The sequence below is a fragment of the Anoxybacillus sp. EFIL genome, from assembly GCF_013096955.1.
GTDB lineage: Bacteria > Bacillota > Bacilli > Bacillales > Anoxybacillaceae > Anoxybacillus > Anoxybacillus ayderensis.
On record NZ_SDLH01000002.1, the window covers coordinates 144,851 to 167,787 of the forward strand.

Below are 22,937 nucleotides of genomic sequence, written 5' to 3' on the forward strand. Positions count from 1 at the left end.
GGGGAATAAAAGAGAAAAGGAGAGATGTAAGATGACAGTAACTCGCGGTCTCGAAGGGGTTGTCGCAACCACTTCCACAATTAGTTCGATCATCGATGATACGCTCACGTACGTTGGGTATAATATCGATGATTTAGCAGAACATGCTACGTTTGAAGAGGTTGTTTATTTGCTTTGGCACCGCAAATTGCCAAACAAAGAAGAGCTAGAAACGTTAACGAAACAGTTGGCAGAAAATGCCGATATTCCGCAACAAATCATTGATCACTTTAAAATGTATCCGCTTGACAAAGTTCATCCAATGGCAGCGCTTCGCACAGCGATTTCGTTCCTTGGATTGTACGATGAAGAAGCGGAAGCGATGAATCCGGAAGCGAACTATCGCAAAGCGATTCGTTTACAGGCGAAAGTATCAACAATTGTTGCTGCGTTTTCCCGCATTCGCAAAGGATTAGAGCCTGTACCACCGCGCAAAGATTTAAGTTTTGCGGCAAACTTTTTATACATGTTAACAGGGAAAGAGCCGGATCCAATCGCTGAAGAAGCGTTTAATAAAGCGCTTGTGCTTCATGCGGACCATGAATTGAACGCTTCAACGTTTACGGCGCGCGTCTGTGTTGCTACTTTATCAGATGTATACTCTGGCATTACTGCAGCGATTGGAGCATTAAAAGGACCTCTTCATGGCGGAGCAAACGAAGCGGTCATGAAAATGTTGACGGAAATCGGTACGCTTGAAAATGTAGAAACGTACATTCACAACAAATTAAACAACAAAGAAAAAATTATGGGCTTCGGTCATCGCGTTTATCGTCACGGAGACCCACGCGCAAAACATTTAAAGAAAATGTCTGAAAAATTGACGAAGTTAACAGGTGAACCGCATTGGTATGACATGTCGGTGAAAATTGAGGAGATTGTTACATCGACAAAAGGGTTACCACCAAATGTTGATTTCTACTCAGCTTCTGTTTACCATAGTTTAGGAATTGATCACGATTTATTTACACCAATTTTTGCAATTAGCCGTATGTCTGGATGGCTTGCACACATTTTAGAGCAGTACGAAAACAACCGTCTCATTCGCCCGCGTGCAGAATATACAGGACCGATGAGACAAGTGTACGTACCGCTTGAAGAACGCGCATAACGATTGTTTAGAAAAGGTGAGAAGTTCACCTCTCACCTTTTTACACTACATGATTTGGAGGTATGATGATGCAAGGAGAAAAAATTACAGTTACAAACGGAGTATTAAACGTTCCAAATTATCCAATTATCCCATTTATTGAAGGGGATGGGACAGGTCCAGATATTTGGGCAGCCGCTTCTCGCGTATTGGAAGCAGCTGTTGAAAAAGCGTATAAAGGTGAACGGAAAATCGTTTGGAAAGAAGTGCTTGCTGGTGAAAAAGCGTTTAAGTTGACAGGTGAATGGTTGCCACAAGAAACACTTGATACGATTCGTGAATACATAATTGCGATTAAAGGTCCGTTAACAACGCCGGTCGGTGGTGGCATTCGTTCATTAAACGTTGCGCTTCGCCAAGAGCTCGATTTATTTGTATGCTTACGTCCGGTTCGCTATTTTAAAGGAGTTCCTTCTCCAGTTAAGCGCCCTGAAGATACAGACATGGTTATTTTCCGTGAAAATACGGAAGATATTTATGCTGGAATCGAATATGCGAAAGGAACGCCAGAAGTAAAAAAAGTGATCGATTTCTTACAAAATGAGATGGGCGTACGCAAAATCCGCTTCCCTGAAACATCAGGAATCGGCATTAAGCCAATTTCAGAGGAAGGAACGAAACGATTAGTGCGGGCGGCGATTAAATATGCGATTGAACACGGCCGCAAATCGGTGACGCTCGTTCATAAAGGAAACATTATGAAATATACAGAAGGTGCGTTTAAAAACTGGGGTTACGAATTAGCTGAGCAAGAATTTGGCGATCAAGTGTTTACATGGGCAGAATATGATCGCATCGTTGAAACGGATGGAAAAGAGGCTGCAAACAGAGCGCAGGCGGAAGCAGAAGCAGCAGGAAAAATTATCATCAAAGATGCGATTGCAGATATTTTCTTACAACAAATTTTAACTCGTCCACGCGAGTTTGATGTCGTTGCAACGATGAACTTAAACGGCGACTACATTTCTGATGCGCTTGCAGCACAAGTAGGCGGCATCGGTATCGCTCCAGGTGCAAACATTAACTATGAAACAGGTCATGCAATTTTTGAAGCAACGCATGGCACAGCACCAAAATATGCAGGATTAGATAAAGTAAATCCGTCATCGGTCATTTTATCTGGTGTAATGATGTTTGAACATCTCGGTTGGAACGAGGCAGCGAAACTCATTATTGACTCTATGGAAAAAACAATTGCATCCAAAGTGGTCACATATGATTTTGCTCGCTTAATGGAAGGTGCAACAGAGGTGAAATGCTCTGAATTTGCGGATGCCCTCATTCGAAACATGAGCGAATAAAATAAAAAGGGGATGGAAGAACGTGGGTATGAAACGTAAAAAAATCTCAATTATCGGTGCTGGATTTACAGGAGCGACAACAGCGTTTATTTTAGCGCAAAAAGAGCTAGGTGATATCGTTCTTGTCGACATTCCACAATTGGAAAATCCGACAAAAGGCAAGGCGCTCGATATGCTTGAGTCAAGCCCAGTTCTTGGTTTTGACGCCAACATTATTGGTACGTCGGATTATGCGGATACGGCTGATTCGGACATCGTTGTCATCACTGCGGGGATTGCACGCAAACCAGGGATGAGTCGTGACGACTTAGTAACGACAAATCAAAACATTATGAAAGCTGTAACGAAAGAAGTCGTTAAATACTCACCGAACTGCTTTATTATCGTCTTAACAAACCCAGTAGATGCGATGACATATACAGTATTTAAAGAATCAGGCTTTCCGAAAAACCGCGTCATCGGCCAATCTGGTGTATTAGATACCGCGCGTTTCCGGACATTTGTTGCACAAGAATTAAACTTATCTGTTAAAGACATTACAGGATTTGTTTTAGGCGGTCATGGAGACGATATGGTACCGCTTGTGCGTTACTCATATGCAGGGGGCATTCCGCTCGAAACGTTAATCCCAAAAGAGCGTTTAGATGCCATTGTTGAACGTACGCGTAAAGGTGGCGGTGAAATCGTCAACTTGCTAGGCAACGGTAGCGCTTATTATGCGCCAGCTGCGTCCCTTGCTGAGATGGTTGAAGCGATCGTAAAAGACCAGCGCCGAGTTCTTCCAGCCATCGCTTATTTAGAAGGCGAATACGGATATGAAGGCATTTATTTAGGTGTGCCAACGATTTTAGGTGGCAACGGAATCGAAAAAGTGATCGAATTACAGTTAACAGACGAAGAAAAAGAAGCATTAGCGAAATCTGTTGAATCGGTGAAAAACGTGATGAAAGTGTTACAATGATAAAAAATTCGGGGGATCTTTCCCCGAATTTTTGTATATGGTCAAACAAAGGGGAGATGACGATGTTAGGGAAAAAGCGTAAAATTGGACGTTTAATTTCGGACATTTCGGTCGGGGAGAAGCTTGTATTAACGGAAGCGATTGAAGATAAAGATTTATTGTTATATTTAGGGCTGACAAACGATGCGAACCCGCTTTATATTCAACATGATTATGCATCCCAAACACCGTTGAAACGTCCAATCGTACCAGCGATTATGTTAACAGGTATGATTACATCAGCTATTTCAAAATATTTACCGGGTCCAGGAAGCCATATCGTTTCCCAAACGATTGAATTTAAACGACCAGTATATCATTATGAGCATGTCGAGTTTTTATTTGAAGTAACGCATGTCGATGAAGAAAACAATGAAATTCATATTGCGGTTCAAGCGGTTCGAGATGGGGAAGAAATATTAGTTGGAGCGTTGCGTGTCGTTCCGCCATATCCGTTTATGGAAGAAAAAGCATTAGATAACTTTTAAAAGGGGCATCGCCTCTTTTTTTATTTTTATCTTTCAAAATAACTCGTTATAATAAAAATGTAACAAATTTACGTTGTTGGAGGATGGCTATGTCGAAACGTGTGTTAGTTGTCGATGATGAGCATTCGATCGTCACTCTATTAGAGTACAATTTAAAACAAGCTGGATTTACCGTATTGACGGCTTATGATGGGGAAGAAGGGCTTCATAAAGCATTGGAAGAACGACCTGATTTTATCATTCTCGATTTAATGTTACCAAAATTAGATGGCATCGAAGTATGTAAGCAATTGCGTCAACAAAAAGTGATGACCCCTATTTTAATGTTGACGGCAAAAGACGATGAGTTTGATAAAGTGCTTGGTCTTGAATTAGGTGCTGATGACTATATGACGAAGCCGTTTAGCCCACGCGAAGTTGTCGCACGTGTCAAGGCGATTTTGCGCCGAACGACTATTCATGAAAATGAAGAAAAACAAGAAAATGGTGACGATTCGCTCATTGTCGGGCAACTAAAAATTTTCCCAGATCGTTATGAGGCGTATTTTGCAGAACAAAGATTAGAATTAACTCCAAAAGAATTTGAGCTATTAGCATATTTAGCGAAATATAAAGGGCGTGTATTGACGCGCGATCAGTTACTTAGCGCCGTATGGAATTATGATTTTGCTGGAGATACGCGCATTGTTGATGTGCATATTAGCCATTTGCGTGAAAAAATCGAACAAGATACGCGAAAACCCGTATACATTAAAACAATACGCGGATTAGGGTATAAGCTAGAGGAGCCGAAAGTGGATGAATAAATTTCGCTCTCGGCTATTGCTCGGGCTCGTTTCGGTCATTTTATCTGTTTTATTTGGTCTTGGGGTGTTATTAGGTCAATTATTTCAAAAATTTTATGCGGATACCGTCCATGAACGGATGGAGAAGGAGGCCAAGCTTTTAGCTTTATATATAGAGAATAAATCGTTCCAATCCTCGTCGTTTGAGCAAAAATTGCGTGCCATTAGCGACATGCTGTCCGCTCGCATCACGATTGTTGACCGAGATGGACAGCTTATGTTTGATACAAACAATTACGTATCCATCGATGAAAAGCGTCATAAAAAATTGATTCAAACGTTATTAAAACAAGAAGATCGTTCCGTTATTTTTGAAGAAGAACAAGATTTATATTATTATGCCGTCCCATTTTGGCAGCGGGATGAGCAACTTGGGCATATTGTTCTCAGTTTGCCGATGGATGCGATCGAGCGGGTAAATGAACAAATTTGGATTTTGCTTACATTCAGCTTAAGTATTGCATTTTTCATTATTCTTTTATTAGGTATTAAAATTACAAATCAATATACAAAACCGATTGAGGCCGCAACAAAAGTGGCGATGGAACTTGCACGCGGCAATTATAAAGCGCGAACGTACGAAAGTCGAGAAGATGAAACGGGGATGCTTAGCCAGTCGCTTAATATTTTAGCGCGCAATTTACAAGAGATGGTGCGCATGCAAGAAATGCAGCAAGATCGCTTGCGAGCATTAATTGAAAATATGGGGAGCGGCTTAATTTTAATTGATCAACGGGGTTACATTTCGCTCATGAACCGCGCGTATAAGGAAATGTTTCATATTGATCCGTCCGACTACGTTCATCGTTTATATTATGAGGCGTTTCCGCATAAGGAAGTTATTGCGCTTGTCGAAGAAATATTTATGACCGAAGTAAACGTACGGAAACAATTGCTTCTTCCTGTCGGTATTGAGCGAAAACATTTTGAAGTATACGGAACACCGATTATCGGAACGAACGATGAATGGAAAGGAATTATCGTTGTGTTCCACGATATTACTGAGCTAAAAAAGCTTGAGCAAATGCGAAAAGATTTTGTAGCGAACGTTTCGCACGAACTAAAAACGCCGATTACATCGATTAAAGGTTTTGCGGAAACGTTATTAGATGGGGCAATGCATGATGCTCAAACACTTGAATATTTTTTAACGATTATTTTAAAAGAAAGCGAACGATTGCAACATTTGATTCAAGATTTGCTTGATTTATCAAAAATTGAACAACAAGGATTTACATTAAATATATCGGTTGTTGACTTGTACGACGTATTAAAAGAAGTCATTGTCATGCTTGAAGGGAAAGCGAACGATAAACAAATTGCATTATCATGCACATCGAATGCCCCGATTTGTTATATGTATGGAGATTTACATCGTTTAAAGCAAATTTTTATTAATTTAATTAATAACGCCATCGCTTATACGCCAGCAGGTGGACGCGTCACCGTTTCCATTGAAAAAGACGATAAACAATTGCATGTTCATGTCAGCGACACAGGGATTGGCATTGAACAAAAAGAAATTCCGCGCATTTTTGAACGTTTTTATCGTGTAGACAAAGCACGAAGTCGCAATTCAGGGGGGACAGGCCTTGGTTTAGCGATTGTAAAACATTTAGTGGAGGCGCATCACGGAACGATTTCTGTAAAAAGTGAAGTAGGTGTAGGAACGACATTTACTGTTCATTTTCGCGTTGATGCTTGTTTAGATGAATGATTTTTTAACGATATATTTACAAACGATTTACCATATATTAAAAAAATACTGGTAACATAACAGATGAAAACCCCTTCATCCAAGAAGCCGATTGTCTTGGAATAGGCGAGGACAACGAATGTTCTCGTCTTTTTTCTTTTTTAGCGGGTATCGTGGTAAAATAAGCGTAAGTGAATAAAGAGGAGGGTTTTCGGTTTGGCAAATAAATTAGTATTGATCGACGGCAATAGCATCGCTTACCGCGCTTTTTTTGCTCTGCCGCTCTTACATAACGATAAAGGGATTCATACAAATGCGATTTACGGTTTTACGATGATGTTAATGAAGCTCATTGAAGAAGAAAAACCGACGCATATGCTCGTTGCGTTTGACGCAGGGAAAACGACATTTCGTCATGAAGTGTATACAGAATATAAAGGTGGGAGACAAAAGACGCCACCAGAACTATCAGAACAGTTTCCATTTTTACGTGAGTTGCTTGATGCATATAACATCCGCACATATGAACTTGAAAATTACGAAGCGGATGATATTATTGGGACGCTTGCGACAAAAGCGGAAAAAGAAGGATTTCACGTTGTGATTATTTCAGGAGATCGGGATTTAACTCAATTAGCGTCTGACCGTATTCATGTGCATGTGACGAAAAAAGGAATAACAGATATGGAACGATATACGCCAGAGCATGTGCTTGAAAAGTACGGATTAACGCCCGCACAAATTGTTGATTTAAAAGGGTTAATGGGGGATGCATCAGATAATATCCCGGGTGTTCCGGGAGTCGGAGAAAAGACAGCGTTAAAGTTGTTAAAGGAGTACGGAACAGTTGAACACGTACTAGCATCACTTGAACATATTTCAGGAAAAAAACTAAAAGAGAATTTACAAACGTATCGTGAACAAGCGCTACTAAGTAAGCAGTTAGCGACCATTCATCGCGACGTTCCGCTCACACTATCGCTCGATGAATTAGCATGGCAGTCATATGATGTCGAACGACTGGCAGCATTGTTTCAAGAGCTAGGTTTTACGTCGCTCATGGATAAAATTGGACATTCTTCACATGAACAACGATCGTTAACGAACATCTCTTTCGTAACGGTACAAACGATTGACGAGCACATGTTGACGGAAGATAGCGCCCTTGTTGTCGAAGTGCTTGATGAAAATTATCATCAAGCACCGATTCTCGGATTTGCACTTGTGAATGAGCGAGGACATTTTTTTATCCCGACAGACGTTGCTTTTGCATCTTCTGTATTTCGAGCATGGCTTGAGAATGAGCAATGTAAAAAAAGTGTGTTTGACGCGAAACGAGCAATTGTTGCGCTAAAGTGGCACGGCATTGAATTAAAAGGAATCGATTTTGATTTATTATTAGCGGCATACTTGCTCAATCCGACAGATGCAAACGGGGATATCGCAGCTGTTGCAAAAACGAAGCAATATACAGACGTACAAAGCGATGAAGAGGTGTACGGAAAAGGGGCAAAACAGACGGTTCCGCCGACAAATGTATTAGCTGAACATCTCGTACGAAAGGCAAAAGCGATTGCTTCTCTAAAAGAAACATATATTCATGAACTAAAACAAAATGAACAATTTGAATTGCTTATTCACTTAGAGTTACCACTTACGTTCATTTTGGCGCAAATGGAGTTTTACGGTGTAAAGGTGGATGTGAATTGCTTACAAAACATGGGGAGAGAGTTCACCGCTCAGCTCCAACAAATTGAGCAACGCATTTATGAATTAGCAGGAACAACGTTTAACATTAATTCCCCAAAACAACTTGGAACGATTTTGTTTGAGAAATTACAGTTGCCGATTGTGAAAAAAACGAAAACAGGTTATTCCACATCGGCGGATGTTTTAGAAAAATTAGCGCCATACCATGAAATCATTGAGCAAATTTTACATTATCGTCAACTCGGAAAATTACAATCGACGTATGTAGAAGGATTAATGAAAGTAGTGCGCCAAGATACAGGAAAAGTGCATACCATTTTCCAACAAGCATTGACGCAAACAGGGCGCTTAAGTTCAACGGAGCCTAATTTACAAAACATTCCGATTCGCATTGAAGAAGGAAGAAAAATTCGTCAAGCGTTCGTCCCATCTTTTGATGACTGGGTCATTTTTGCGGCTGACTATTCGCAAATTGAGTTGCGCGTGTTAGCCCATATTGCCAATGACGAAAATTTAATTGCCGCATTTCATCATGATCTCGACATTCATACGAAAACGGCGATGGACATTTTTCATGTAAAGGAAGAAGAAGTGACCGCACATATGCGCCGGCAAGCGAAGGCGGTCAATTTTGGTATCGTTTACGGAATTAGCGACTACGGATTGTCGCAAAACTTAGGCATTACACGCAAAGAAGCAGCGGAATTTATTGAGCGATATTTTCAAAGCTATCCAGGTGTCAAACGATATATGGAAGAAATTGTACAAGATGCAAAACAAAAAGGATATGTCACGACGTTGCTCCACCGTCGTCGCTATTTACCGGATATTACAAGCAGCAACTTTAATATGCGTAGCTTTGCTGAGCGAACAGCGATGAACACACCAATTCAAGGAAGCGCTGCCGATATTATTAAAAAAGCGATGATTGATTTAGCGACACGTTTACATGAAGAACGGTTACAAGCGCGTCTATTATTGCAAGTACATGACGAACTGATTTTAGAGGCCCCAAAAGAGGAAATTGATTTGTTGAAAAAAATTGTCCCAGATGTGATGGAAAATGCAGTGTCATTACGTGTTCCATTAAAGGTCGATTACCACTTTGGACCGACGTGGTATGATGCGAAGTAAGGAAAGGATGAACAAACATGCCAGAACTCCCTGAAGTGGAAACGGTGCGGCGCACGCTTCTTCCGCTTGTTGTTGGCAAAACGATTGAACGTGTAAAAGTACATTGGGAAAAGATCGTCCAACATCCTGACGTAGAAACATTTTGCGATCGATTAAAAGGACAGACGATTTACGATATTGAGCGACGGGGGAAATTTTTAATTTTTCAATTGGACGATGTTGTTCTAGTTTCCCATTTACGTATGGAAGGACGCTACATATACGAAAAAGAAAATGCCCCATTCGATCGCCATACGCACATCTTTTTTACATTTACAGATCGTACCGAACTTCGTTATCGCGATGTGCGTAAATTTGGAACGATGCATTTGTTCAATAAAGGGGAAAACGTTCCACCTTTATCAAACATCGGCATCGAGCCGCTTGACGAACAGTTTACTGTTTTATGGCTTACCGATCAGCTTCAACGAACAAAGCGAACAATAAAAGCGGTATTGCTTGATCAAACGATCGTTGCAGGGTTAGGAAATATTTATGTTGACGAAGTGTTATTTCGTTCGTCCATTCATCCAGAACGTATCGCAACTACGTTAACGGAGCAAGAAATAGAAGCGTTACATGAAGCAATCGTTGAAACGATACGGGAAGCGATTGAAAAAGGGGGAAGTACGGTTCGAACGTACGTCAATACGCAAGGGAAAATCGGAACATTTCAAACGCAATTGTACGTATATGGGCGTGTAAATAAGCCGTGTCGGCGATGCGGGGAGCCCATTGTCAAAACAACGGTCGCAAATCGCGGTACGCATTATTGTAAACATTGTCAAACATAGTGTAAGAACATTGCCTAGGCCTCTTCCATATACTATGGTAGTTTTTCAAAGGAAGGGGCAGGCGCTTATGATCACATGGTCTTTATTTTTACTTGCTTTAGCTGTTAGCATCGACGGTTTGACTGTCGGGATTACGTACGGTATGCGGAATGTACATATTCCGCTTCGGTCATTGCTCATTATTTCGCTTTTTTCGTGCCTGACTTTTTTAGTGGCGATGGGCATTGGGCGCATCATGTATGTGTTTTTTTCACCTGCTGTTGCGAACGCAATGGGTGGAAGTATATTGATCGTATTAGGGTTATGGATGATCATTCAATTTATCCTTAAACGAGACGACAATGAAGAAAAGTTTCTCATGAATGTAGAAATTCGTCCGCTCGGTATTGTTATTCAAATTTTACGCAAGCCAACGATGGCTGATTTTGACCGGTCAGGTACGATTACAGGAATGGAAGCCGTATTTTTAGGTGTTGCTTTGTCTCTTGATGCGTTTGGGGCAGGAGTGAGCGCAGCGCTTTTAAATTATTCTGTAACGTTTACGACATTTCTCATTTGTTTGCTTAGCTTTAGCTTCTTATTTAGCGGTTTAAAAATTGGTAAGTCGTTTAGGAAGTATGACTGGCTACAAAAATATTCGTTTTTACCTGGAATTATGCTCATTGTGCTTGGTATTTTTAAAATGAGATAGGGGGGATAGTAAGTGTTAACGATCGGTTTAACAGGGGGGATTGCGAGCGGAAAAAGCACGGTCGCGGCGATGTTTCGCGACTTACATATTCCTGTTATTGATGCAGATGAAATCGCTCATCGTGTCACAGCAATCAATGGTGAAGCGTATAAACCTATTGTTGAAGTGTTCGGCCGCGACATTTTGGAAGCAAACGGAGCGATTGATCGCCGCAAACTCGGTACGATCGTGTTTGATGATGAACAAAAGCGAAAACAGTTAAATGCCATCGTTCATCCGCTTGTGCGCAAACATATGCTACAACAAAAAGAACAATATGCGAAACAAAAGGAAAAGGCAGTTGTTCTCGATATTCCTCTTTTATTTGAAAGCAAATTAGAGCATCTTGTTGATCGCATTCTCGTTGTATATGTCGATGAACAAACTCAGCTTCATCGTCTTTGTGAGCGCAATGGCTTTTCGGTTGAAGAAGCACGGGCTCGCATGAAAGCACAAATGCCGCTTGAAGAGAAAAGAAAGAAAGCCGATGCAGTGATCGATAATAACGGAACGATAGAAGAAACGAAACGACAATTACATGCATGTTTAGTACGTTGGGGTGTTCTTGGAAAATAGGACGCCCTTTTTTTATTTTTTTATAGCATAAACAAACTAAAAGTGTTATACTATTTTTGTAGATAACGAACAAATAGTATAACATATATATTGAAAGGAGCTATATAATGAAAGCGAGAGTAGCGATTAACGGATTCGGACGCATTGGACGGATGGTGTTCCGAAAAGCGATAATTGAACAAGATTTTGATATTGTAGCGATTAATGCGAGCTATCCGCCTGAAACGTTAGCTCATTTAATAAAATATGATTCAAACCATGGCAAATTTGAAGGGGAAGTCATTCCGGTTGAAGATGGACTTATTGTGAATGGGAAAAAAGTACAGTTGCTCAATTCCCGCGATCCACGCCTACTGCCATGGGGAGAGCTTCAAATCGATATTGTCATTGAGGCGACAGGAAAGTTTAATGCAAAAGAGAAAGCAATGATGCACATCGAAGCAGGGGCGAAACGCGTCATTTTAACAGCGCCAGGAAAAGATGAAGATGTAACAATTGTCATCGGTGTAAATGAACATATGCTTTCTCCAGAACATATCATTATTTCAAATGCTTCATGCACAACAAATTGTTTAGCTCCGGTTGTAAAAGTGCTTGATGAAGCATTCGGCATTGAAAATGGGTTGATGACAACTGTGCATGCATATACAAACGATCAAAAAAATATTGATAATCCGCATAAAGATTTACGCCGTGCCCGTTCGTGTGCACAATCGATCATTCCAACAACGACAGGTGCAGCGAAAGCGTTGGCGCTCGTATTGCCACATTTAAAAGGAAAAATGCACGGCATGGCATTGCGCGTTCCAACGCCAAATGTTTCGCTTGTTGATGTCGTTGTCGATGTAAAAAAAGATGTAACGGTCGATGAAGTAAACGAAGCATTTATGCAAGCAGCACGTGGATCGTTAAAAGGCATTTTAGACGTGACGATGGAACCGCTCGTATCGATTGATTTTAATACGAATCCGCACTCTGCTATTGTCGATGGATTATCAACGATGGTAATCGAAAATCGGAAAGTAAAAGTATTAGCATGGTATGATAATGAATGGGGTTATTCGTGCCGGGTTGTTGATTTAACAAAGCTTGTTGCAAAACAGTTGTCAAAAAACGAAGCGGTTGCGATGTCATAACGCTGGCATTCCAGCGTTATTTTTTATGCCTAATTTCATAAAAAACAAAAAACAATATTGAAAAAAAGATATAAACGAAGTATACTATTTTTCGTGAACTTCTTGAACGCATGGTAATGTGACTACTTAAAGGGTTAGGACCTCTTTGGACTAACTTTCCCCCGTGGTAGTTATACATTCCAGAAAGCAAAAGAAATTCATCGTTTATTTTTTTCAAAATTTATTAAAGGGGGATACGATCATGGATACAATGGGTCGTCACGTTATCTCAGAACTTTGGGGATGCGATTTTGATAAGTTGAATGACATCGAGTTTATTGAAAAAACATTTGTTGATGCAGCGTTAAAGTCAGGTGCGGAAATTCGTGAAGTTGCATTTCATAAATTTGCACCACAAGGCGTTAGCGGCGTTGTGATCATTTCTGAATCACATTTAACGATTCACAGTTTTCCTGAACACGGATATGCGAGTATTGATGTGTACACATGTGGACATTTAGATCCAACGATTGCTGCTGACTATATTGCAGAAGCGTTAGGTGCGCAAACACGTGAAACAATTGAATTACCTCGTGGCATGGGTCCAATTGAAATTAAACAAGCAAAAGCTTTATAATAAAATGTAAGAGAAAAAGAGGTGTAGATTCTGCACCTCTTTTTTATCATTTGTGCAAAGCGAGGAGACGAAAGGTGAAATGGAAGTACGTATTAACGAATCATAATGAAACATCTGAACGTCACCCGGATGAACAGTTAAAAAGCCGCTATTATAAAACGACGCAAGCGGCTGCATTAAAAGCGGTAAAAGAAATGTTTGAACAAATGGACGGTTGCGATATTGTAGCGATTTCAGAAGAACGAGGAGAACTGAGCGTATCGCTAACGAAAAGAAAAAAAGCATTTATCGTCGTCACAGTCATTTCTGTTCGACCGTTCGAAACAGCTATTGATTTTTCTGTGACGACAGAAACAAAGTGGTTGCCAATCGACTTTGGATTTAGCCGTCAACTTATTATTCGTTTATATGATCAATTAGCTAAACGATTAACATACATCGGATCGGGAATATATAGTGAGAAGTAGTTGTGCATGCGCCTTTTTTTGTCTACTATAAGGGTAAGATTACTGTCAGGAGTTGATACATATGAAATGCCCATCGTGTCACCATCATGGGACGCGGGTACTTGATTCGCGTCCAGTTGATGAAGGGCGTTCCATTCGCCGTCGGCGCGAATGTGAACGTTGCCATTTTCGTTTTACAACGTTTGAGAAAGTCGAAGAAACACCGTTAATTGTCGTGAAAAAAGAAGGAACGAGAGAAGAATTTAGTCGTGAAAAAATATTGCGCGGGCTGATTAAAGCATGTGAGAAGCGGCCGGTTGCGCTTGAACAATTAGAGGAAGTGACGCGGCATATTGAACGGGAATTGCGCAATAATGGCATGAACGAAGTGAAAAGTGAAACGATCGGAGAAATGGTGATGGAACGGTTATCAAAAATCGATGAAGTGGCTTACGTCCGATTTGCTTCAGTGTATCGTCAGTTTAAAGATTTAAACGTCTTTATCGAAGAATTAAAAGAACTCATTAAAAAAGAACAAGGAGAAAGAGCATAATGCGCTCTTTTTCATATAAAGAAGGTCGATAATATGGAATATAGTTGGAAAGAGTTAATTGCGGTCGACCGATATATCGTACATGCGAACGGAGTGCTAAGCGAGCTAGACCGAAAAGTATTGACACTTTTATATCAACCTTTAATTGGTGCTCAAGCGTATAGCTTATATATGACGTTATGGAGCGAACTTGAGCAGGCGCGTTTATGGAGCGAGGAGACGACACATCATAGTTTAATGGCGATTATGCAATGTAGTTTGCCGACTATTTATGCTGAACGCTTAAAACTTGAAGGTATTGGATTGTTAAATACGTATATGAAACGAACGAATGAAGATGATGAGCGCGTATTTATTTATGAACTTCGCCTTCCACTTACACCTGAACAATTTTTCAATGATGGGGTTTTAAACGTATTTTTGTATGACCGTGTAGGGAGAACAAAATTTCAAAAGCTGAAAAAGTTTTTTTCTGATCATATGATTGATCGCACTTCATTTATGCCCGTGACTCGCTCATTTCACGATGTATTTTCATCTATCCAACCGGAAAAGTTGATTCATAAGTTAAGTGATGAAGCAAAACAAGAGGTTATGCTTCAAGACGGACAGCAGTATATCGGAAAAGAACGAGCGATGTATACAATGCGCGATGATATATTTGATTTCGATGCGTTTTATGCAGGACTGTCCCATCATCTTGTGCCACGGCGCGCCATTACAGAAAAGGTGAAAGATGCAATTAAAAAGCTTGCCTTTTTGTATGGCATTGGTCCTCTTGATATGCAAAAAATTGTGATGGGCGTCATCGATCCGGCTGAACAAATTGATATCGAAGCATTGAGAAAAGCAGCGCAAGAATGGTATCAATTTGAGCGAGGGGAAGCGCTCCCGCGTCTGTATGATCGTGTGCAACCGTTAGCAGAGCGAACGATGGCACATGCCGAACCAAAAAATGAAGAAGAATATTTAATGAAACAACTTGAAACCGTCTCGCCACGACAACTGCTTATGGACTTTTCTGGTGGAGTTGAACCGGCGTTAGCTGATTTACAGTTGATTGAAGACATTATGTTTAAACAAAAATTGCCGCCAGGTGTCATGAACGTGCTCATTTACTACGTCATGCTGCGGACAGATATGAAGTTGCCGAAAAAATATGTTGAAAAAATTGCGAGTTCATGGGCGCGAAAAAAGGTACGTACGGTGAAACAAGCGATGGAATTGGCGAAAAAAGAGGCGCGAGAATATGAAACATTTATGAAAGAAAAAGAACAAAAAGGATCTAAAAAACCGATTCGTACCGAACTGTTGCCAGATTGGCTGCAGACGGACTATTCACAATTTGAGCGAAAACAAGTGAAATCAGAAGAAGAGTTAGAACAAAAACGGCGCGAGTTGGAAGAACGGTTGAAAAAACCGAAAAGTTAGGGGATAAACGATGAAACCAATTCGGGAAACAATTCACCATTTGATGAATCGTCACGATTTTAAAGAACGATATGAGGCGATGAAGCGTGAAATTTTACGTGATCCGCATGTTCAAACATTTTTGCGCGGACATCATGTCACAGATGAGATATTGAATCGTCATCTCGGTAAATTGTATGAGTTTGTGCAACAAAGCAAACATTGTGAACGTTGTCAAAGCTTAGAACAATGCCCGAACTTGCTGAAAGGGTATACTCCTCACTTAATTTGGCAAGGGAAAAACATTGACGTACAGTATGAGCGGTGTGCTCGTAAAGTGCAAGATGATGAACGAAAAAAACAACAGTCGCTAATTCGTAGTTTATTTATTTCACGCGACATGTTACAAGCATCGTTTGATCAGCTAGAGACGGACGATCTCGGACGCATTGAAGCGATTGAACTTGCGAGCACGTTTGCGTCGACATATGAAATTGGAAAACGAATGAAAGGGCTATATTTGTACGGTTCGTTTGGTGTTGGCAAAACATATTTGTTGGCGGCAATGGCAAATGAGTTAGCCCAAAGGCATATCGCCTCGTTTCTCGTATACGTTCCAGAATTTGTTCGCTCATTAAAATCGGCACTTCAAACGGACGCGTTTCAAGATACGATCGAATATGCGAAGCAAGTGCCTGTGCTTATGCTTGATGATTTAGGAGCAGAATTAATGTCAAGTTGGTGGCGCGATGAGGTGCTCGGGCCGATTTTGCAATATCGCATGCTTGAGCATTTGCCGACATGTTTTACATCGAATTTCGATTTAAAACGTCTTACTCACCATCTTGCCCATTCGCAGCGCGGTGAAGAAGAGCAAGTCAAAGCAGCGCGAATCATTGAACGAATTGTCTATTTAGCTACTCCGATCGAAATGAAAGGAAAAAATCGCCGAATCGAAATGTGATAAACAGACGGTGTCCCCCATATATATAAAACAAGCATGTTTCGGAAAAAGGGGGGGCACCGTTGATTTATATCGTATTTCAAAATGGACAAGATGCACAACGACTATTTGCAGAATTAAGTAAAGCGCCACAACCATATGGAAAATTGCTTTACGACGACAAGACGATTACCGTTTTTTTTCATGAATCGAATGTTGCGCATATGCGCGCACTGTTTATTCCGATTTTTACTTCATGTATCATTCGAGCTTTTGAAGCACGTTGGCTTTTATCGATCATTTCACGCACATTTTTTTACGAAAACGAAGAAGAACAACAACAAATTTTACAGCTCGCTTATTCGTTTATTGACGGTGAGAGACATGACTATCGCCTCGGAAAAAAAACGAATATGCCGCGCGAGCAATTAATTGCGCAATCGTTGCATGAATGTTTGCATGAAGGGTTGTTTTCGTTTGAATCGCTTATGACTTTTCGTTTGAAGCCGTATTATGACCGTCTTATGCATTATGTCGAATTAGCCATTGACGAATACAAATTAGAGCAAGAATACCAATCATTTGTTCATATGTTGCGTGAAATCGTTGCATCACGTCCGCCGCAAATGAGCGTTGTTCATCTTTTGTATGAAAACGAAACGTTTCAATTTTTTGATGACCATTTTTTTTACATGTCGCCTCAACAACTGAAGCAGTTGATTGATCGGAGATTGATGGTGAGCCAGCCGATGTACATTGATACATCTGTATTAGCACCGCTTGTATCGCTGGCGCCAGAAAAAATATATATGTATACAGATGCAACAGATATTGGGATGATTCAAACGATTCAAAATGTGTTTCAAGAGCGCATCGAGCTGCGAACACCTCTTGATTTTCCAAAAAAATATGCTTATAATGACATACATAATGAATAAAGCGAAAAGTGATGATGAGGACATGGGTGTATTTTTACGGTTCACAGAGAGGGAAGGCATGGGCTGAAACCTTCCTAACACGAAAAATGCACTTACCACCTCTAAACTTCAGCAGTGAACAATGGGACGATGGCCCGTTTAGTAATTGCTGACGGTTTGCGCCGTTATCGAAATGAAGCCGTTTATACATTCGTTTTGCATTTGTATAGACGGGAAGAAGGGTGGAACCACGAAACCAACTCGTCCCTCGTTTTTGGGACGAGTTTTTTTTATTTTTAAAAAAGGAGTGAGAAGTTTTGGCGGATGTAGTGAAAATTACTTTCCCAGATGGAGCAGTAAAGGAGTTTCCGAAAGGGGTGACAACGGAAGACATTGCGGCGTCAATTAGCCCTGGCTTGAAGAAAAAAGCGATTGCAGGGAAGTTAAATGAGCGCATGATCGATTTGCGCACACCAATTGAAGAAGACGGTACGATTTCGATTATTACACAAGATATGCCAGAAGCACTTGACATTTTGCGTCATAGCACAGCGCATTTAATGGCCCAAGCCATTAAACGATTATATAAAGATGTAAAGCTTGGCGTTGGTCCTGTCATTGAAAATGGTTTTTACTATGATATTGATGTTGATGTACCCATTACAGCGGAAGACTTACCGAAAATTGAACAAGAAATGAAAAAAATCGTGAAAGAAAACTTGGACATCGTTCGTAAAGAAGTAAGTCGTGAAGAAGCGATTCGTCGCTATGAAGAAATTGGCGATCGTTTAAAAATTGAACTCATTCACGACATTCCAGAAGGAGAAGTTGTCTCCATTTACGAGCAAGGAGAATTTTTCGATCTTTGTCGCGGTGTGCACGTGCCGTCAACAGGAAAAATAAAAGAGTTTAAACTGTTAAGTGTGGCGGGTGCGTACTGGCGCGGCGACAGCAAAAACAAAATGTTGCAACGCATTTACGGAACAGCCTTTTTCAAAAAAGAAGATTTAGATGAATATTTACGCCTTTTACAAGAAGCGAAAGAGCGCGATCATCGCAAGCTTGGAAAAGAACTCGACTTATTTATGACATCGCAAAAGGTGGGACAAGGATTGCCGCTTTGGCTTCCAAAAGGGGCGACAATTCGTCGAACAATTGAGCGTTATATCGTCGATAAGGAGTTGTCGCTTGGTTACCAACACGTATATACGCCTGTGCTCGGCAGCGTGGAATTATATAAAACGTCTGGCCATTGGGATCATTATAAAGATGGGATGTTCCCACCGATGGAGATGGATAATGAGCAGCTTGTATTACGTCCGATGAACTGTCCACATCATATGATGGTGTATAAACATAAAATTCATAGCTATCGCGAACTGCCAATTCGCATCGCAGAACTCGGCACGATGCACCGTTATGAAATGTCTGGAGCGCTTACAGGTTTGCAACGTGTGCGCGGCATGACGTTAAATGATGCGCATATTTTCGTTCGCCCAGATCAAATTAAAGACGAGTTTAAGCGTGTCGTTAATTTAATTTTAGACGTATATAAAGACTTCGGTTTAACAGATTATTCATTCCGTCTGTCGTATCGCGATCCGCAAGATAAAGAAAAATATTACGATGACGATGCGATGTGGGAAAAAGCACAAAGCATGTTAAAAGAGGCGATGGACGAGCTCGGACTTGACTATTACGAAGCAGAAGGAGAAGCTGCGTTTTACGGTCCAAAACTAGACGTTCAAGTGCGAACAGCGCTCGGAAAAGATGAAACGTTATCTACCGTTCAACTTGACTTCTTGTTACCGGAACGTTTTGACTTAACATATATCGGTGAAGACGGAAAACCGCATCGCCCGGTTGTCATCCATCGCGGTGTCGTATCAACGATGGAACGTTTCGTTGCCTTTTTAATTGAGGAGTATAAAGGGGCGTTCCCGACATGGTTAGCGCCTGTACAAGTACAAGTTATTCCTGTTTCCCCAGCTGTTCATATAGATTATGCGTATGAAGTAAAACAGGCGTTACAAGCTGCAGGCATTCGTGTTGAAGTCGATGAGCGTGAAGAAAAAATTGGATACAAAATTCGCGAAGCGCAAATGCAAAAAATTCCGTACATGCTCGTTGTTGGGGATAACGAAGTAAACGAACGGGCAGTGAACGTGCGAAAATATGGGGAACAAAAGAGCGAAACGATGCCGCTCGATGCGTTCGTTGACTCCATCGTAAAAGAAGTGCGTAAATAAATAGTTGCATTTTCGCCCCATGTTTGTTATAGTTTTATTTGTTGTGATCAATTGACATCAGTTGACAATGTGTTTTGATATATGGTATATATGTTGAAGTAAAAGTAAATACTTGTTTGAACATAAGCAGAAGCACCCGCTTCTCACCTGATCGACGCCGTATGGCTGTTAGCAGGTTTCATGACAGAAAAATGTTGTGAGCGAGACGTGTGGGTGTATTGTGCCCACACGTTTTTTGTCGTGTGCGTTCTGCTTTAACAAACAAGCTTGAAAAAACCGTGGAGGTGGCTAGTTATTAGCAAAGATTTTATTATTAATGAAAACATTCGGGCACGTGAAGTTCGTTTAGTCGATCCAAATGGAGAGCAACTTGGGATTAAGACGAAGCAAGAAGCGTTAGAAATTGCAGCGCGTTTAAATTTAGATTTAGTGATGGTTGCACCAAATGCGAAACCGCCAGTGTGCCGCATTATGGACTATGGTAAGTTCCGCTTCGAGCAACAAAAGAAAGAAAAAGAAGCGCGCAAAAAGCAAAAAGTGATTAACGTAAAAGAAGTTCGTTTAAGCCCAACGATCGAAGAACATGACTTCAACACGAAATTGCGCAACGCGCGGAAGTTCCTTGAAAAAGGAGATAAAGTGAAAGCGACGATTCGCTTTAAAGGACGTGCGATTACGCATAAGGAAATTGGTCAGCGCGTGCTTGATCGATTTGCTGAGGCGTGCGCGGATATTGGTACGGTTGAGACGGCTCCGAAAATGGACGGCCGCAGCATGTTTTTAGTGCTAGCACCGAAAAACGACAAATAACAAAAGGGAGGAACACCTTATGCCAAAAATGAAAACTCACAAAGGCTCAGCGAAGCGTTTCAAAAAGACAGGAACAGGTCAATTAAAACGTTCACACGCATTCACTAGCCACTTATTCGCAAACAAAACGCAAAAACAAAAGCGTAAACTTCGTAAAGCAACGCTCGTATCAAAAGGCGATTTCAAACGCATTCGTCAATTGTTAGATAACGTAAAATAATTTTAGGAGGGAAATGTTATGCCACGTGTAAAAGGCGGTACAGTCACACGCAGACGTCGTAAAAAAATTCTTAAACTTGCAAAAGGATATTTCGGTTCGAAACATCGTTTATATAAAGTTGCAAATCAACAAGTAATGAAATCGTTAATGTATGCGTATCGCGATCGTCGCCAACGCAAACGCGATTTCCGCAAACTTTGGATTACGCGCATTAACGCTGCAGCGCGCATGAACGGTCTTTCTTACAGCCGTTTAATGCACGGATTAAAGCTTGCAGGAATCGAAGTAAACCGCAAAATGCTTGCTGATTTAGCAGTAAACGATGCAGCAGCATTCACACAACTTGCAAACATCGCAAAAGAAAACTTAAACAAGTAATAAAGGAAATGACCATTCTCCCTTGAGGGGATGGTCATTTTTTATAAGAGGGGGAGAAAAATGGATATAAAAAAATTATTTTCTATGCAACGGCAATTAGATGAGCGAATTGAAACGGAGCGTGGTTTGCGCGGTGAACGTTTAGTTGAGCGCAAGTTGTTAGCTCTTCTTGTTGAAATTGGAGAACTGGCGAACGAAACACGTTGCTTTAAATTTTGGAGTTCGAAGCCGAAAGCGGCAGAAGAAACAATTTTAGAGGAATATGTAGACGGCCTTCATTTTATTTTATCGCTCGGGCTTGATCTTTCGCTTCATGAGCATGTAAAATGGCCGCATGTGCAAGAAAGTCATCCGCTCGTTGAACAGTTTTTACACGTATTTGAAGCCGTTCAGACGTTTCGCGAAAAGATGGACGAACAAGCATACGATCAATTAGTGTATGCGTATGCACAGCTCGGTCATGCGCTTCAATTTAATGCTGAACAAATTGAGCGAGCGTATGTCGCAAAAAACGAAGTGAACCATGAGCGACAAAGTCACAATTATTAACAACTGTCAAAATGTTTAGTATAATGAATGTTGTACATAGAGAGGAGTGACATACGTGAAGAAATTAGATGAAACGTTAACGATGTTGAAAGCGTTAACGGATGCAAAAGGTGTTCCGGGCAATGAACGGGAAGTACGTGAAGTAATGAAATCGTACATCGCTCCATATGCAGATGAAGTCACGACGGATCGTCTCGGTAGCTTAATTGCAAAAAAAGTAGGAAAAGAAAACGGACCAAAAGTGATGATTGCTGGTCACTTAGATGAAGTTGGTTTTATGGTGACGCAAATTGATGAAAAGGGCTTCATTCGTTTCCAACCGCTTGGCGGGTGGTGGGGACAAGTGATGCTCGCTCAACGCGTGACGATCGTAACAAAACAAGGGGATATTACAGGCGTCATCGGCTCAAAACCGCCACACATTTTACCTGCTGAAGCAAGAAGAAAACCGGTGGAAATAAAAGATATGTTTATTGACATCGGAGCTTCTAGCCGTGACGAGGCGATTGCTTGGGGTGTGCGCCCTGGCGATGCCATTGTGCCATATTTTGAATTTACAGTGATGAACAATGAAAAAATGTTGCTTGCGAAAGCATGGGATAACCGCATCGGTTGTGCGATTGCGATCGATGTGTTGAAACAATTAAAAGACGTCGAGCATCCAAACGTTGTATACGGCGTTGGTACAGTACAAGAAGAAGTCGGCTTGCGCGGTGCACGAACATCTGCTTTTGCGATTGAACCAGATATTGCATTTGCAGTTGATGTTGGTATCGCGGGCGATACGCCGGGCGTGTCAGAGAAAGAGGCGATGGGGAAACTTGGCGCTGGCCCGCATATCGTTTTATACGATGCAACGCTCGTTTCACATAAAGGATTGCGCGAATTTGTCATTCATGTTGCGGAAGAAATGAACATTCCATATCGCTTTGATGTGATGCCAGATGGCGGAACAGACGCAGGTGCGATCCATATGACAATGCGCGGCGTTCCGGCGTTGACAATCTCCATCCCAACACGGTACATTCACTCCCATGCGGCGCTTCTTCATCGCGATGACTACGAACAAACAGTAAAACTATTAGTCGAAGTCATTAAGCGATTGGATGAAGAGAAAGTAAAAGAAATTACGTTTGATTAAGAGAAGAGAAGTCGACCTGTACACGGTCGGCTTTTTTCTTTTTTCAGAAAATTTTTATTGACGGAAA

Annotated in this window: 23 protein-coding genes and 1 other annotated feature; all 23 genes read left to right on the top strand. The window is 41.1% G+C overall.

Annotated elements, in window-relative coordinates:
* Positions 1–31 precede the first annotated feature (31 nt).
* The 23 genes from citZ (at position 32) to ES017_RS03940 (ending at position 22,870) form a co-directional block, all read left to right on the top strand.
* Positions 32–1,150 (top strand): citrate synthase, encoded by a 1,119-nt coding sequence (gene citZ / locus ES017_RS03830; RefSeq protein WP_021093787.1) that lies wholly within the window; start codon positions 32–34, stop codon positions 1,148–1,150.
* 65 nt (positions 1,151–1,215) lie between these two features.
* Positions 1,216–2,490: an NADP-dependent isocitrate dehydrogenase gene (gene icd / locus ES017_RS03835; RefSeq protein WP_035062862.1), complete on the top strand. Its 1,275-nt coding sequence runs from the start codon at positions 1,216–1,218 to the stop codon at positions 2,488–2,490.
* 22 nt (positions 2,491–2,512) lie between these two features.
* On the top strand, positions 2,513–3,451 hold the full coding sequence (gene mdh / locus ES017_RS03840) for a malate dehydrogenase (RefSeq protein WP_021093789.1): 939 nt from the start codon (positions 2,513–2,515) through the stop codon (positions 3,449–3,451).
* Between the two features lie 56 nt (positions 3,452–3,507).
* Positions 3,508–3,978 carry a MaoC/PaaZ C-terminal domain-containing protein gene (locus tag ES017_RS03845; protein ID WP_035062864.1) on the top strand — a complete coding sequence of 157 codons (471 nt, stop codon included), beginning with the start codon at positions 3,508–3,510 and terminating at the stop codon, positions 3,976–3,978.
* Positions 3,979–4,067: 89 nt separating this feature from the next.
* On the top strand, positions 4,068–4,784 hold the full coding sequence (locus ES017_RS03850; RefSeq protein WP_021093791.1) for a response regulator transcription factor: 717 nt from the start codon (positions 4,068–4,070) through the stop codon (positions 4,782–4,784).
* Positions 4,777–6,540: a two-component system histidine kinase PnpS gene (gene pnpS / locus ES017_RS03855; RefSeq protein ID WP_021093792.1), complete on the top strand. Its 1,764-nt coding sequence runs from the start codon at positions 4,777–4,779 to the stop codon at positions 6,538–6,540. The genes ES017_RS03850 and pnpS overlap by 8 nt, the downstream gene beginning before the upstream one ends.
* A 195-nt stretch (positions 6,541–6,735) precedes the next feature.
* A complete protein-coding gene (gene polA / locus ES017_RS03860) occupies positions 6,736–9,363 on the top strand; it encodes a DNA polymerase I (protein WP_021093793.1) in 2,628 nt (875 codons plus the stop codon).
* Positions 9,364–9,380: 17 nt separating this feature from the next.
* The gene (mutM, locus tag ES017_RS03865) at positions 9,381–10,196 is read left to right on the top strand and encodes a DNA-formamidopyrimidine glycosylase (protein ID WP_021093794.1); all 816 of its coding nucleotides are present in this window, start codon (positions 9,381–9,383) and stop codon (positions 10,194–10,196) included.
* 67 nt (positions 10,197–10,263) lie between these two features.
* Positions 10,264–10,887 (top strand): sporulation membrane protein YtaF, encoded by a 624-nt coding sequence (ytaF, locus tag ES017_RS03870; RefSeq protein WP_042894966.1) that lies wholly within the window; start codon positions 10,264–10,266, stop codon positions 10,885–10,887.
* A gap of 12 nt (positions 10,888–10,899) precedes the next feature.
* Complete coding sequence (gene coaE / locus ES017_RS03875) at positions 10,900–11,502, top strand: dephospho-CoA kinase (RefSeq protein WP_084220289.1); 603 nt, start codon at positions 10,900–10,902, stop codon at positions 11,500–11,502.
* A 107-nt stretch (positions 11,503–11,609) separates the two neighbouring features.
* Entirely contained in the window at positions 11,610–12,638 is a 1,029-nt protein-coding gene (locus tag ES017_RS03880) for a glyceraldehyde-3-phosphate dehydrogenase (RefSeq protein WP_035048760.1), read from the top strand.
* Positions 12,639–12,879: 241 nt separating this feature from the next.
* Positions 12,880–13,254, top strand: a complete 375-nt coding sequence (speD, locus tag ES017_RS03885) for an adenosylmethionine decarboxylase (RefSeq protein WP_003397846.1) — start codon at positions 12,880–12,882, stop codon at positions 13,252–13,254.
* A 74-nt stretch (positions 13,255–13,328) separates the two neighbouring features.
* Positions 13,329–13,721: a cytosolic protein gene (locus tag ES017_RS03890; protein ID WP_171334782.1), complete on the top strand. Its 393-nt coding sequence runs from the start codon at positions 13,329–13,331 to the stop codon at positions 13,719–13,721.
* A 61-nt stretch (positions 13,722–13,782) separates the two neighbouring features.
* Positions 13,783–14,253: a transcriptional regulator NrdR gene (gene nrdR, locus ES017_RS03895; RefSeq protein WP_171334783.1), complete on the top strand. Its 471-nt coding sequence runs from the start codon at positions 13,783–13,785 to the stop codon at positions 14,251–14,253.
* Between the two features lie 33 nt (positions 14,254–14,286).
* Positions 14,287–15,684, top strand: coding sequence for a replication initiation and membrane attachment family protein (locus ES017_RS03900; protein ID WP_171334784.1), 1,398 nt, complete (start codon positions 14,287–14,289; stop codon positions 15,682–15,684).
* Between the two features lie 10 nt (positions 15,685–15,694).
* Entirely contained in the window at positions 15,695–16,627 is a 933-nt protein-coding gene (gene dnaI / locus ES017_RS03905) for a primosomal protein DnaI (RefSeq protein ID WP_171334785.1), read from the top strand.
* Between the two features lie 62 nt (positions 16,628–16,689).
* Complete coding sequence (gene ytxC, locus ES017_RS03910) at positions 16,690–17,544, top strand: putative sporulation protein YtxC (RefSeq protein WP_171334786.1); 855 nt, start codon at positions 16,690–16,692, stop codon at positions 17,542–17,544.
* Between the two features lie 296 nt (positions 17,545–17,840).
* Entirely contained in the window at positions 17,841–19,772 is a 1,932-nt protein-coding gene (gene thrS / locus ES017_RS03915; protein WP_171334787.1) for a threonine--tRNA ligase, read from the top strand.
* 118 nt (positions 19,773–19,890) lie between these two features.
* Positions 19,891–20,014: a sequence feature (ribosomal protein L20 leader region), on the top strand.
* Positions 20,015–20,039: 25 nt separating this feature from the next.
* Positions 20,040–20,582 (top strand): translation initiation factor IF-3, encoded by a 543-nt coding sequence (gene infC, locus ES017_RS03920; protein ID WP_004889092.1) that lies wholly within the window; start codon positions 20,040–20,042, stop codon positions 20,580–20,582.
* A 19-nt stretch (positions 20,583–20,601) separates the two neighbouring features.
* Positions 20,602–20,802 carry a 50S ribosomal protein L35 gene (gene rpmI, locus ES017_RS03925; RefSeq protein WP_003397838.1) on the top strand — a complete coding sequence of 67 codons (201 nt, stop codon included), beginning with the start codon at positions 20,602–20,604 and terminating at the stop codon, positions 20,800–20,802.
* 18 nt (positions 20,803–20,820) lie between these two features.
* Positions 20,821–21,180 carry a 50S ribosomal protein L20 gene (rplT, locus tag ES017_RS03930; RefSeq protein WP_003397837.1) on the top strand — a complete coding sequence of 120 codons (360 nt, stop codon included), beginning with the start codon at positions 20,821–20,823 and terminating at the stop codon, positions 21,178–21,180.
* Positions 21,181–21,240: 60 nt separating this feature from the next.
* Positions 21,241–21,729: a dUTP diphosphatase gene (locus ES017_RS03935; RefSeq protein WP_042534776.1), complete on the top strand. Its 489-nt coding sequence runs from the start codon at positions 21,241–21,243 to the stop codon at positions 21,727–21,729.
* A 55-nt stretch (positions 21,730–21,784) separates the two neighbouring features.
* Positions 21,785–22,870: a M42 family metallopeptidase gene (locus tag ES017_RS03940; protein WP_171334788.1), complete on the top strand. Its 1,086-nt coding sequence runs from the start codon at positions 21,785–21,787 to the stop codon at positions 22,868–22,870.
* Positions 22,871–22,937: the final 67 nt, after the last annotated feature.